Source organism: Pseudomonas mandelii (assembly GCF_002251635.1).
In the GTDB taxonomy this organism is placed as follows: Bacteria; Pseudomonadota; Gammaproteobacteria; order Pseudomonadales; family Pseudomonadaceae; genus Aquipseudomonas; species Aquipseudomonas mandelii_B.
Genome location: NZ_NMOJ01000213.1, coordinates 20,019 through 33,162, shown reverse-complemented (window position 1 = coordinate 33,162; position 13,144 = coordinate 20,019). Strand labels below are relative to the sequence as shown.

12 protein-coding genes are annotated in these 13,144 nt (G+C 60.4%); 5 read left to right on the top strand and 7 right to left on the bottom strand.

Annotated elements, in window-relative coordinates:
- Window positions 1-14: 14 nt before the first annotated feature.
- A complete protein-coding gene (locus tag B7L09_RS26375; protein ID WP_094471320.1) occupies window positions 15-1,088 on the bottom strand; it encodes an AI-2E family transporter in 1,074 nt (357 codons plus the stop codon).
- A 38-nt stretch (window positions 1,089-1,126) separates the two neighbouring features.
- Window positions 1,127-2,185 (bottom strand): DUF8605 domain-containing protein, encoded by a 1,059-nt coding sequence (locus tag B7L09_RS26370; RefSeq protein ID WP_094471319.1) that lies wholly within the window; start codon window positions 2,183-2,185, stop codon window positions 1,127-1,129.
- A 383-nt stretch (window positions 2,186-2,568) separates the two neighbouring features.
- Here B7L09_RS26370 and purM point away from each other — a divergent pair, with 383 nt between their 5' ends.
- Genes purM through B7L09_RS26355 form a run of 3 tightly spaced genes read left to right on the top strand, consistent with a single transcriptional unit; the run spans window position 2,569 to window position 4,999 of the window.
- Window positions 2,569-3,627: a phosphoribosylformylglycinamidine cyclo-ligase gene (gene purM, locus B7L09_RS26365; protein WP_064453508.1), complete on the top strand. Its 1,059-nt coding sequence runs from the start codon at window positions 2,569-2,571 to the stop codon at window positions 3,625-3,627.
- Window positions 3,627-4,277, top strand: coding sequence for a phosphoribosylglycinamide formyltransferase (purN, locus tag B7L09_RS26360; protein ID WP_094471318.1), 651 nt, complete (start codon window positions 3,627-3,629; stop codon window positions 4,275-4,277). The genes purM and purN overlap by 1 nt, the downstream gene beginning before the upstream one ends.
- Before the next feature lie 8 nt (window positions 4,278-4,285).
- Window positions 4,286-4,999, top strand: a complete 714-nt coding sequence (locus B7L09_RS26355; RefSeq protein WP_094471317.1) for a DUF3108 domain-containing protein — start codon at window positions 4,286-4,288, stop codon at window positions 4,997-4,999.
- 63 nt (window positions 5,000-5,062) lie between these two features.
- Here the strand turns inward: B7L09_RS26355 and B7L09_RS26350 are convergent, their stop codons facing one another.
- The 3 genes from B7L09_RS26350 to B7L09_RS26340 form a co-directional block, all read right to left on the bottom strand.
- A complete protein-coding gene (locus tag B7L09_RS26350; RefSeq protein ID WP_094471316.1) occupies window positions 5,063-6,241 on the bottom strand; it encodes a trans-sulfuration enzyme family protein in 1,179 nt (392 codons plus the stop codon).
- A complete protein-coding gene (locus tag B7L09_RS26345; protein ID WP_094471315.1) occupies window positions 6,238-7,614 on the bottom strand; it encodes a pyridoxal-phosphate dependent enzyme in 1,377 nt (458 codons plus the stop codon). The genes B7L09_RS26350 and B7L09_RS26345 overlap by 4 nt, the downstream gene beginning before the upstream one ends.
- Window positions 7,615-7,761: 147 nt before the next feature.
- Window positions 7,762-8,772: an amidohydrolase family protein gene (locus B7L09_RS26340; protein WP_438269354.1), complete on the bottom strand. Its 1,011-nt coding sequence runs from the start codon at window positions 8,770-8,772 to the stop codon at window positions 7,762-7,764.
- 142 nt (window positions 8,773-8,914) lie between these two features.
- On the opposite strand from B7L09_RS26340, the gene B7L09_RS26335 reads away from it, so the two are divergent.
- Window positions 8,915-9,331, top strand: coding sequence for an OsmC family protein (locus B7L09_RS26335; protein ID WP_094471313.1), 417 nt, complete (start codon window positions 8,915-8,917; stop codon window positions 9,329-9,331).
- A 61-nt stretch (window positions 9,332-9,392) separates the two neighbouring features.
- A complete protein-coding gene (locus B7L09_RS26330; protein WP_094471312.1) occupies window positions 9,393-10,253 on the top strand; it encodes a pirin family protein in 861 nt (286 codons plus the stop codon).
- Between the two features lie 133 nt (window positions 10,254-10,386).
- Here B7L09_RS26330 and B7L09_RS26325 read toward each other — a convergent pair whose 3' ends face one another.
- Window positions 10,387-11,115: a dienelactone hydrolase family protein gene (locus B7L09_RS26325; protein WP_094471311.1), complete on the bottom strand. Its 729-nt coding sequence runs from the start codon at window positions 11,113-11,115 to the stop codon at window positions 10,387-10,389.
- A gap of 66 nt (window positions 11,116-11,181) precedes the next feature.
- Window positions 11,182-13,086, bottom strand: coding sequence for a molecular chaperone HtpG (gene htpG, locus B7L09_RS26320; protein ID WP_094471341.1), 1,905 nt, complete (start codon window positions 13,084-13,086; stop codon window positions 11,182-11,184).
- Window positions 13,087-13,144 lie beyond the last annotated feature (58 nt).

Here is a 13,144-nt window from a genome sequence, read left to right as displayed (position 1 = left end):
GACTTCAACGACTCTTATAGCTGCGGTTCGTCGACACCGCTGTAGATATCAGAGTCCTTATACAAATCTTGCACATGGCGCACCAGCACCATGATCACCGCCGCCACCGGCAACGCCAGTAACACGCCGGTAAAGCCGAACAGTTCGCCCCCCGCCAGAATGGCGAAGATCACCGCGACCGGGTGCAGACCGATCCGGTCACCCACCAGCAGCGGCGTCAACACCATGCCTTCCAGGGCCTGGCCGACCATGAACACCGCAACAATACCCAGCATCGGATACAGATCGCCGCCAAACTGGAACAGGCCGGCGATCAACGCCGCGCCGATCCCGATGACAAACCCCATGTACGGCACAATGGCCGCCAGACCTGCGATCAGACCGATCAATAGCCCCAGTTCCAGCCCCACCAGCATCAAGCCNGCGGCATAGATAATCCCCAGGGCCAGCATCACCAGCAACTGGCCTCGCACGAATGCGCCGAGCACCTCATGGCACTCCTCCGCCAGAGACACGATGCGCTCTTCGCTGTTGCGTGGCAGCAGGCTGCGGATCTTGGCCATCATGATGTCCCAGTCCCGCAGCAGGTAGAAACTCACGACAGGGATCAGCACCAGATTTGCCAGCCAGCCAATCAGCGCCAGCCCGGACGCCGTCGCCTGACTCAGCACCACCCCGACGATGTCGGTGGTCTGGCCCATATGCTCACTGATCGCCGCCTTGACCTTGTCGAACTTCCAGAAACCATCCGCCAGCCCCAGCTTGGCCTGAGCCCACGGCATCGCCGTGTGCTGCAACCAGTCGAGCATCTGCGGCGCCAGTTCATACAGGCGAAACAGTTGCTTGGCCAACATCGGCACCAGCACCAGTACCAACGCGGTGATGATCAAGGTGAACAACGCAAACACCGCCACCACGCCCCAGGTACGTGACAAGCCGGCCTTTTCCAGCCGATCCACCAGCGGATCGAACAGATACGCCAGCAGCAACGCGACCAGAAAGGGCGTCAGGATCGGATGCAACAACCAGACAAACACGCAGAGCAGAACCACCCCACCCAACCAGAACCAACGCCGCGTATCGGCCATGTACCACTCCATATGCATCTATATAAAGAAAGAAAACGTTACCAACGGAATCTCAGCTGCGGCACCGGCGCCGGTGTTGGCGCAACGACCGGCGCCGCACCCTCGGCTGGCTGCGCAGGCGCTGCCGGTGCAGGCGCCTCACCGGCCGGAACCTCCTGCAACTTCGCCAGGGACAGTTGCGAGCGTAACTGCTCGGCGCTGCCATTGACCCGATAAAGAATGCGCTCGCCGTCGACCGTTTGCAGGCGCGCACCAAAAGGCTCCAGCAAGCGCCCAAGGGCGGCGTAGCGCTCCAGGTTCATGCCCTGCACTTCCAGCAATTGTTCGCCCGACGCCCCCGGCTTGACGACAAACCGCGGTGCCAGACGCTCACTGACAGCCAGCATCACCGCATCGGCCACAGCAGCCTGATCCGCCCCTTGTACGCTGCCCGCCTCTTTCTTGTCGCCCAACCAGAAATTCCACTTGGCCTGCCACTGGCCGCCCTCTTCACGGGCATGCACCGCGAGCAAGGCGTCAGCGTTGTAACGGTCCGATGCTGCGCGCAGCGGCGTGGCATCCGTGCCTTCAAGGTTCGGCGCCGTAGCGACCAGTTGCTCACTCAGGTCCGCCAATGGCAGACGCAACGGCAGACCACGGTGTTGTGCCGCGCGACGCAACGGCGCGGCGCTGGCCTGACCATCGCCCACCAGGCTCGATCCCTCGGCGGAGTCGTTCAACCACCAACTCAAGATCGACGGCCGATTCGCCCCCCACAAAGACAACCCGGCGCGGCGCAAGGCTTGTTCGGTACTGGCCGGGTCGAAATCGACTTTCAGCACTTCCGGCGGGCCAGCGTCGAAACCGTATTGACTGATGATTTGTTGCGGATCTTTGCGCAGCGCCGCCAACCCCGGACTTTGCACAGCCTTGGGATCGCCGGTCAGGCGCAGCACCAAGGTGTCCAGCGCGCGCTGGGTCGCCTGATCGCGCTCCTCAGTCGATTGACTGCTAACAGGCTCNAGCACTTGATAAAGGCCATTGAGGGTTTCGGCATGACTCGCCAGGCTGACCAACGACAAGCAGCCTACAAAGAAAAATCTGGAAAAAAAACGCATGGAAGATTCCTGACGACGAGAGCGGCTGGAACAGACCGCATGAAGATGATCGAGCAAGGCTGTGACCACATCCCTGCGCAAAACATTCACCACGATCTGACTAAGTTTTCGCACTGTCCTAACGATAGACGGTTAATCGCGATACCTTATACAGCCATCGAGGCGGCGACCAACACGGACAATACCGGTTTTTTTCAGCCGATATGCCCCTGCCGTCGGCGTGAGGATGGCCGCTGCCCTTCAAGCCTGATAAAATCGCGCGCCTTCGCAGACCGGCAACAGCCGGGCACCCTGAAATTCGTGCAAGGCGCTCGCCTTCGTTTATTTCGGCGGTCCCACTGGACTCGGTCGTTACCCCTGAATCCCCCCTAAAGGCCTGGATCATGAGCAAGCAACCCTCCCTGAGCTACAAGGACGCCGGTGTAGACATCGACGCCGGTGAAGCATTGGTCGAACGCATCAAGAGCGTCGCCAAGCGCACTGCGCGCCCCGAAGTCATGGGCGGCCTGGGCGGTTTTGGCGCCCTCTGCGAAATCCCGGCCGGCTACAAGCAGCCCGTATTGGTCTCCGGCACTGACGGTGTGGGCACCAAGCTGCGCCTGGCACTGAACCTGAACAAGCACGACACCATCGGCATCGACCTGGTTGCCATGTGCGTCAACGACCTGGTGGTGTGTGGCGCAGAGCCGCTGTTCTTCCTCGACTACTACGCCACCGGCAAGCTGAACGTGGACACCGCGGCACAAGTGGTGACGGGTATCGGCGCTGGCTGCGAACTGTCGGGTTGCTCGCTGGTGGGCGGCGAAACCGCTGAAATGCCAGGCATGTACGAAGGCGAAGACTACGACCTGGCCGGCTTCTGCGTTGGTGTTGTCGAAAAAGCCGAGATCATCGACGGCTCCAAAGTCGCTGCCGGCGACGCCCTGCTGGCTCTGCCGTCCTCCGGCCCGCACTCCAACGGCTACTCGCTGATCCGCAAGATCATCGAAGTGTCCGGTGCCGACATCGAGAACACCCAGCTCGACGGCAAGCCGCTGACCGACCTGCTGATGGCCCCAACCCGTATCTACGTGAAGCCGCTGCTCAAGCTGATCAAGGAAACCGGTGCCGTTAAAGCCATGGCCCACATCACCGGTGGCGGCCTGCTGGACAACATCCCGCGCGTACTGCCAAAAGGCGCCCAGGCGATTGTCGACGTGGCCAGCTGGCAGCGTCCTGCGGTATTCGACTGGCTGCAAGAGAAAGGCAACGTCAACGAAACCGAAATGCACCGCGTGCTGAACTGCGGCGTGGGCATGGTCATCTGCGTGGCCCAAGAGCACGTTGAAACGGCGCTGGACGTTCTGCGTGAAGCAGGCGAGCAGCCTTGGGTCATCGGCCAGATCGCCACCGCTCCGGAAGGCGCGGCCCAGGTTGAACTGAAGAACCTTAAGGCGCACTGATGCCTGCAACCTGTGATGTCGTGGTGCTGCTTTCCGGCACCGGCAGTAACTTGCAGGCCTTGATCGACAGCACGCGCACCGGCGACAGCCCGGTGCGCATCGCTGCGGTGATTTCCAACCGCGGCGACGCATACGGCCTGCAACGCGCCCGGGACGCTGGTATCGAAACCCGCTCTCTGGATCACAAGGCTTTCGAAGGCCGTGAGGCCTTCGACAGCGCCTTGATCGAACTGATCGACGCCTTCAACCCCAAACTCGTGGTCCTCGCCGGTTTCATGCGCATCCTCAGCGCTGACTTCGTGCGGCACTACGAAGGGCGCCTCCTCAATATCCACCCCTCGCTGCTACCCAAATACAAAGGGTTACACACTCATCAGCGCGCGCTGGAAGCCGGCGACACGGAACATGGCTGCTCCGTACACTTCGTCACCGAGGAACTTGATGGCGGACCACTGGTCGTACAGGCAGTAATACCGGTAGAGTTGCACGATTCGCCGCAGAGTCTGGCGCAGCGGGTCCATGCTCAGGAGCACCTGATCTACCCGATGGCTGTACGCTGGTTTGCCGAAGGCCGTTTATCGCTCGGTGAACAAGGTGCTTTACTGGATGGAAAGTTACTCGCGGCCAGCGGCCACTTGATTCGAACCTAGGAGATTTTATGCGTCGCGCCTTGCTCTTCGCTTTTGCGCTGTTCGCCTTGCCCGCCGTGCAAGCAGCAGACCTTCACCCGTTCTCCGCCAGCTACACCGCCGACTGGAAACAGTTGCCCATGAGTGGCACGGCTGAACGCAGCCTGACCCAGGGTGCCAACGGCGTCTGGAAGCTCAGTTTCAAGGCCTCGATGATGATCGCCAGCCTGACTGAAGAAAGCACCCTGACCCTGGACAAGGACACGTTACTGCCCCAGTCCTACCACTTCGAACGCGGTGGTCTGGGTAAAGCCAAGAAAGCCGACCTGGACTTCGACTGGACCAACAAGATGGTCACCGGCACCGATCGCGGTGAGGCGGTCAAGATCCCGCTCAATCGCGGCATGGTCGACAAATCCACCTATCAACTGGCCTTGCAGCATGACGTAGCCGCTGGCAAGAAAAGCATGAGCTATCAGGTCGTCGATGATGGCGAAGTCGATACGTATGACTTCCGCGTGCTGGGCTCGGAAAAAGTCGACACCAAGGCCGGNNCCATTGACGCGATCAAGGTTGAGCGCGTGCGCGACCCGTCGCAGAGCAAGCGCATCACCCAGATGTGGTTTGCCAAGGACTGGGGCGACCTGCTTGTTCGCCTGCAACAGGTCGAAACCGACGGCAAGGAGTACAACATCATGCTCCTCGACGGTAAGGTCAACGGCAAGGCTGTCAAAGGCAGCTGATCCCGCTCGACACAAAAATCCGGAATCCGACAAGGATTCCGGATTTTTTATGCCTGCTGAACGTCAAATCCGCGACAGCGCCTGGGCCAGGTCGGCGCGCAGGTCCTCGACGTCCTCGACCCCCACGGACAAACGCACCAGTGCATCGCCGATCCCGAGTTGCGCGCGGGTGTCTGCGGGGATGGTGGCATGCGTCATGATTGCCGGGTGCTCGATCAGGCTTTCCACACCGCCCAGGCTCTCGGCCAGGGCGAAGATCTTGACNTTCTCGAGGAAGCGTCTGGCGCCGGCCAGGTCGCTGTTCAGGTCGAGGGAAATCATCCCGCCGAATCCACGCATCTGCTGTCGTGCCAATTCGTGCTGCGGGTGCGACGGCAAGCCCGGATAGTAAACGCGTGCCACCTGCGGCTGACGCTCCAGCCATTGCGCNAGGTCCAGGGCGTTGCTGCAATGGCGCTCCATGCGCAGCGCCAGGGTNTTCACGCCGCGCAGGGTGAGGAACGCGTCAAACGGCCCGGCGATGGCGCCCACCGCGTTCTGCAAAAAGCCCAGGCGCTCGGCCAGTTCGGCGTTCTGCCCGACGATGGCGATGCCGCCGATCACGTCGGAGTGGCCGTTGAGGTATTTGGTGGTGGAGTGCACCACGATGTCGACACCCAACTCCAGCGGCCGTTGAATCCACGGGCTGGCGAACGTGTTGTCAGCCACACAGAGGATGCCGCGCTCGCGGCAGATGCGTGCAATGGCGGCAAGATCAGAAAGGCGCAGCAGAGGATTGCTCGGCGTCTCGACACAGACCATCCGCGTGTCGTCCTGCAACGCCGCTTCGAAGGCGGACAGGTCGGTCAGGTCGACGTAGCTGAAGCGATGCCCGGCACTGCGCTGACGGACTTTGTCGAACAGGCGGAAGGTGCCACCGTACAGGTCGTTGCCGGAGACCACATGCGCACCGGCATCGAGTAATTCGAGCACCGTGGAAATCGCCGCCAGCCCGGAGGCGAAGGCGAACGCCCGGGTTCCGCCCTCAAGGTCCGCCACGCAACGCTCCAGCGCAAAGCGCGTCGGGTTGTGCGAGCGCCCATAGTCGAAACCCTTGTGTACGCCGGGGCTCTGCTGCAAATACGTGGAGTTGGCGTAGATCGGCGGCATCAGCGCCCCGGTGGAAGGATCCGGTGTCTGTCCGGCATGGATCACACGGGTGCCGAAGGCGCGGGGCGCGCCGGATTCATCGTGCTGACTCATGTAAGCGATCTCCGTAAGTGATTGAGCAGGTCGACTCGCGTAATCAGGCCATGGAAGCCCGAAGCGTCGGCGATGATCGCCACCAGCCCACGATCGAGCTCCGCCTGCAGTTCGGCCAGACTGGCGTTTGCCGGCAGGGTTTGCAACTTGTCAGTCATGGCGCTGGCCACGGGCATGCGCAAGTGCGAAGCGTCTTCGTGCACGCCCAGCAGAATATCGGACTCGTCGATCACGCCGACCAGCCGCTTTCCGTCCGCCAGCACCGGCAGTTGCGAGACATCCGCCAGGCGCATGCGCTGGAAGGCGGTGAGCAAGGTGTCGTCGGGGCTGACGCTGATGACTCGGCCGTCTTCGAAACGGCGCGCAATCAGGTCGCGCAAGTCGCCGTAGTGTTTGTATTGCAGCAGGCCCGCGTCCTTCATCCATTGGTCGTTGTAGACCTTCGACAGGTAGCGGGTGCCGGTGTCGCAGACGAAGCTGACCACTCGTTTCGGCTCGGTCTGCTCGCGACAGTAACGCAGCGCCGCCGCCAGCAAAGTGCCGGTCGAGGAACCGCCGAGAATGCCTTCGGCGCGCAGCAGTTGGCGGGCATGATCGAAGCTTTCCTCGTCGCTGATCGAATAGGCGTGGCGCACACTGGAGAGGTCGGCAATCGACGGAATGAAGTCTTCGCCGATGCCTTCCACCGCCCACGACCCCGCCTTNCCGAGGATGCCGCTGCGGCTGTACTCGGCCATCACCGAACCGACCGGATCGGCGAGCACCATTTCGAGGTTCGGTTGCACACGTTGAAAGAAGCGCGTCAGCCCGGTCAGCGTGCCAGCCGAACCGACGCCGACGACGATGGCGTCCAGATCGTGCTGGGTCTGTGCCCAGATCTCCGGCGCGGTGCTGCACTCGTGGGCGAGGGGGTTGGCCGGGTTGTTGAACTGGTCGGCGAAGAATGAATCGGGAATGTCCTTGGCCAGGCGCGCGGCGACATCCTGGTAATACTCGGGATGGCCCTTGCCGACGTCGGAGCGGGTGATATGCACTTCGGCGCCCATGGCCTTGAGGTGCAAGACCTTCTCAGTGGACATTTTGTCTGGCACCACCAGCACCACTCGATAACCTTTGGCACGGCCGACCAGGGCCAGGCCCAGGCCGGTGTTGCCGGCGGTGGCTTCAATGATGGTGCCGCCGGGTTGCAGGCGACCATCACGCTCGGCGGCGTCGATCATGGCCAGGCCGATACGGTCCTTGATCGAGCCGCCGGGGTTTTGCGATTCGAGTTTGAGAAACAGCGTGCACAGGCCGGTATCAAAACGGCTGACGCGCACCAGTGGCGTATTGCCGATCAGTTCAAGCACGGCAGGGCGGGAGTCGTTTGGCATGTCGTTACCTCGCTGCGAGAATCCGCACTGGATGGACAGCAACCTGCGGCTTTATTGCGCGCCAGTCACCAGTAATGCCTCGCAAGGAACATAGGCAGGGAATGCGCTATCCGCAACCGTGCGCAGCCAACCGGTAGCGTCGCCGCCTTAACGGTTGCGCGGCAGAATCGACAGAAAATTATCCCGCGCGACTTTTCTCGCAACCTGCTTGGGCAAGGCGTCGAGAAACGGATCGAAGCTGCGCATTTCCTTACCCAGCTTGTTGAAACGTCCCACCACATCAGAGCCGAGCATGAAGCGATCCGGGAAGCGCTCCACCAGTTTCAGCCAGGCTTCTGAAGGCGTGCCCCGCTCATCCAGCAGGTAAGGCGTCAGCATGCTCCAGGACAGGTCGATGTACAGATTGGGGTAGGCTTCGAGCATTCGGGTCAGAGTCGGCAACAGAAAATCCAGTTGGGTTTGATGCCGATGGACCTCGGCGCTGGTGCCTGCGTGGGCCCAAATGAATCGCGTATGCGGATGATTACGCAGCGGCTCCTCGACTTCCGATAGGTACAACGGATTCTTCTCACGCTTGGAGGTGATGTTGGAGTGCAGCATCACCGGCAAATCGTTTTCGGCGGCGAGGTGATAGATCCGTGTCATCGCCTCGTTGTTGGCCCGTGGCGTATCGCCGGAGGTCAGCGCGGTCAGGTCGTCATGGCGGGTAAACACTTCGCCGATCCCCTGCCACAGCCCCGGATTGAGATCGAGCATGCGCTGGATATGCGCTGCGGAGTTTTTGTCGTTGGGGTTGAAGCCGGACAGGAACGGGTGAAAACGCTGGCGCTGCTCGGGCGTCAATGTGTTCACCGCTGCAGCGACGATCACGTCGGTGGCGCTGTACCAATAGGCATCGGCATCGTCACCCGCGTAGTAACGCGGGCGCTTGGGTTCGTCTTCGTGCCATTTCTTGGCCACAGGAATGCCAGAAATCATCACATGCTCGATGCGATTATCCGCCATGGCCTTAAGCAGCGTGTCCATGCCTGCGGTTTCCTGGAAAAAGTCCACGTAATGCAGGTGCGCGTCGCTGTAAGCGTATTCACGTGCAGTGGCGTGAGCACTGGATAGCGCCAACAAACAGGCAAGGCTCAAACGAAACAAGGGCACGGGCATTCTCCGGGGGCAGGAGAAACGTAGACCTCCGCACACTCGAGACGGTTCAGCCGGTAAGAAAGTGGAACGCGCATCATCAGGAATGCTCTATAACTTCGAGGTCCATTTTGATCGAATGACTTTTTAGCCTGGGAGGCTCCCCATGACCGTTACCGTCAATACCGTTTCCGCCGAAGGTTTTCGCCACAGCGTACAGATCGATGACCATGAACTCTTTGCCGATGTACCGACCACGTCCGGCGGCGAAGGCACGGCCCCTGAGCCACACGACTACTTCGACGCTGCCCTGGGTGCCTGCAAGGCCCTGACATTGAAGATGTACGCAAAGAAAAAAGACATCCCGCTGACCGGCGTCACGGTCGAAGTCAAACGTGACAACAGCGAAGAGCAGAAAGGCAAATATGCCCTGCACGTCAAACTGACCCTCAAGGGCGTGCTCACCGATGAACAGCGCGACGAGTTGCACCGCGTGGCTGATCGCTGCCCCGTGCATAAACTGATGACCAGCNCCGANGTGAGCATCGAAACCCATCTGTCCGAAGGTGCCTTCAGCCAATAGCGGCAAGGGCTGCACAAGCGGGTTATGCTCCACGCGTCGCCCGCTCAGCCTGGAATGCACCATGAACACGCCACTCGTGATCCGCCCCCGCGCCGAAGATGTGGAGGGCCAACCGATTNTGCGCCCGTTGCCGTCGCGCGAATGCCGCAGCGTCGGGCCTTTTGTGTTCTTCGACCACATGCTCGAAACCCGTTATGCAGCGGGAAAAGGCATGAACATCCGTCAGCACCCGCACATTGGCCTGTCCACCCTCACCTATTTGTTTGAAGGAAAAATCCAGCACAAGGACAGCCTCGGCTCCGATCAGGTGGTCGACGCCGGCGATGTCAGCTGGATGACGGCGGGCAGCGCGATTGCTCACGTTGAACGCACGCCTGAAGCCTTGAAGGAAAGCGGCTTCACGATGCACGGCTTGCAGGTTTGGCTCGCCTCTCCCAAGGAACAGGAACAGGGGCCTGGCCACTACAGCCATCATCCGGCGGCGACGTTGCCGGTCAGCGATAACCTTGGCGTGAAGATCCGTATGATTGCCGGGTCAGGCTTTTGCCTGGATTCGCCGGTGCCGGTGCTTTCTCCTACGTTGTATGCGGAGTTGAACCTGCAAACCGCAACCACCTTGCTGATCCCGACCGAGCATGAAGAGCGGGCGCTGTATGTGCTGAGTGGCGAAGCACAGCTTGATGGCGAACTGCTGGAGCCGCATGCGTTGGTGGTGCTGCCTGCCGGAGAGGAAATGACATTGTTCGCCGAGAGCGATTGTCATGCCGTGCTGTTTGGCGGCGCACCGCTGGACGGGCCGCGGCGAATCAACTGGAATTTCGTGGCGAGCGATCCGGCGGNGATCGATGAAGCGCGGCGACGCTGGGCGGCCGGGGACTGGCCGACGGTGCCGGGGGAAGTTGAGCGGATTGAACTGCCTTAAGTTCTTCTGCGTCAGTCATTCCGCCATCGCGGGCAAGCCCGCCCCCACAGTTTGNACANAATTCNCTGTGGGAGCAGGCTTGCCCGCGATGAGGCCAGCCCTGCCAACGACGGTGCCAAGGCTGAAACAGCTATCAGCCGCTAAACACTTCATCCAGCAGATTGTGCATCAATGTAAACGCCCGCCTTGCCGTCTTCGCGTCGTACATCATCTTGCCCGGCACATTGGCATGCGGGTCAGTGAACGAATGCACCGCGCCACCGTAGCTCAGCAGTTGCCAATCCACGCCCGCCGCATTCATTTCCTCTTCAAACGCCGGCAATTGCTCTTTCGGCACCAACGGGTCGGATGCGCCGTGCAGCACCAGCACCGAGCCCTTAATGGTTTTCGCATCGCTGACGTTCGGCGTATCCAAGGTGCCATGGAACGAAACCGCCGCCTTCAACGCTGCGCCGGTACGCGCCAGCTCCAGGGAGCAGCAACCGCCGAAGCAGAAACCAAAGGTCGCGAGTTTCGAGGTATCAACCGCCGCCTCGCCCTGCCCTTGCAACTGTTCGAACGCCGCTTGCATGCGCTGACGCAGCAACCCGCGGTCGTTCTTCAGCGGCATCATCGCAGCACCCGCCTCGTCGGCGTTCTGCGGATGCACCGCCTGGCCGTACAGGTCGGCGATCAGCACCACATAACCTTTGGCCGCCACCGACTTGGCGATCTCTTCGGCACCGGCACTGACACCCATCCAGTTCGGCGCCATCAACAGACCGGGACGCGGGCTTTTGTGATCGGCATCGAACGCCAGACGGCCTTCATACGCCTGGCCATCAATCTGATAAGCGACGGAACGAACAGTGATTTGGCTCATGACTAACTCCCAGTAAAAGACACCAGAACGAAAAAACCCGCCGAAGCGGGTTTTTCTACAACGGTGTTAAACCGACAGTTCAACCAACAGCTTGTTCAGTCGGCGCACGTAGGCGGCCGGGTCTTTCAAGCTGTCGCCAGCGGCCAGGGCCGCCTGGTCGAAGAGGATGTGCGACAAGTCGCCAAAACGCTCTTCGCTTTGCTCGCCGTCGAGTTTCTCGATCAGCGGGTGAGCCGGGTTGAATTCGAAGATCGGCTTGGAGTCCGGAACCTTCTGACCGCTCGCTTCNAGGATCTGACGCATCTGCATGCCCAGGTCCTGCTCGCCGATGGCCAGAATCGCCGGGGAATCGGTCAGACGGTGGGAAACCCGTACTTCAGCGACGGAATCGCCCAGCGCAGTTTTCAGACGCTCAACCAGGCCCTCTTTGGACTTGGCGACTTCTTCCGCCGCTTTCTTGTCTTCTTCCGAATCCAGGTTGCCCAGGTCCAGGTCACCGCGCGCCACGTCGACGAAGCTCTTGCCGTCGAACTCGCTGAGGTAGCTCATCAGCCACTCATCGATACGGTCGGTCAACAGCAGCACTTCGATGCCTTTCTTGCGGAAGACTTCCAGGTGCGGGCTGTTCTTGACCTGAGCGTAGGTTTCGCCGGTCAGGTAGTAGATCTTGTCCTGACCTTCCTTGGCGCGTGCCAGGTACTCGGCCAGCGACACAACCTGCTCACCGTCTTCACCTTGGGTAGACGCAAAACGCAGCAGGCCGGCGATTTTTTCCTTGTTGGCAAAATCTTCCGCCGGGCCTTCTTTCATGACCTGACCGAAGTTTTTCCAGAAGCCCTTGTATTGCTCAGGCTCGTTCTTCGCCAGTTTTTCCAGCATGTCGAGCACGCGCTTGGTCAGCGCCGACTTCATGGAGTCGATGATCGGGTCTTTCTGCAGGATTTCCCGCGACACGTTCAGCGACAGGTCGTTGGAGTCGACCACGCCTTTGATAAAGCGCAGGTACAGCGGCAGGAAGGACTCTGCCTGGTCCATCACGAACACGCGCTGCACGTACAGCTTCAGGCCTTTTGGCGCTTCACGCTGGTACAGGTCGAACGGAGCACGGGCCGGTACGTAGAGCAGCGAGCTGTATTCCAGCTTGCCTTCGACCTTGTTGTGGCTCCAGCTCAGCGGGTTTTCGTAGTCGTGAGCGATGTGCTTGTAAAACTCCTGGTATTCCTCGTCTTTGATCTCGGTNCGAGGACGCGTCCACAAGGCGCTGGCACGGTTGACCACTTCCCATTCCTGGGCAGGCTGCTCTTCGCCTTCGGCAGCAGCTTGCTCTTTCGGCAACTCGATCGGCAGCGCGATGTGGTCGGAGTATTTCTTGATGATGTTGCGCAGACGCCAGCCATCGGCGAATTCGTCTTCACCGGATTTCAGGTGCAGGACGATACGGGTGCCGCGCTCGGCTTTCTCAACGGTGGCAACTTCGAAGTCACCTTCGCCTTTGGACGACCAATGCACGCCTTCGGAAGCAGCAGCACCGGCACGACGGCTGAATACGTCAACTTTGTCGGCGACGATGAAGGCCGAGTAGAAACCGACACCAAACTGACCGATCAGGTGCGAGTCTTTTTTCTGATCGCCAGACAGATGCTTCATGAAATCTGCGGTGCCGGATTTGGCGATGGTACCCAGATGGGTGATCGCGTCTTCACGGCTCATGCCGATACCGTTGTCTTCGAGGGTGACGGTCTTGGCGTCCTTGTCGAAGCTCACACGGATTTTCAGTTCGGCGCCACCTTCCAGCAATTCAGGCTTGGACAGGGCTTCGAAACGTAATTTGTCGACAGCGTCAGAGGCGTTCGAGATCAATTCGCGAAGGAAGATTTCCTTGTTGGAATACAGCGAATGGATCATGAGGTGCAGCAGTTGCTTCACCTCGGTCTGGAAGCCCAGGGTTTCCTTTTGAGTTTCCACACTCATGGTCATCAAACTCCAATTGGATGGCAGTGGCCGCGCCCTTAAGGGTTGGCGGCGGGTT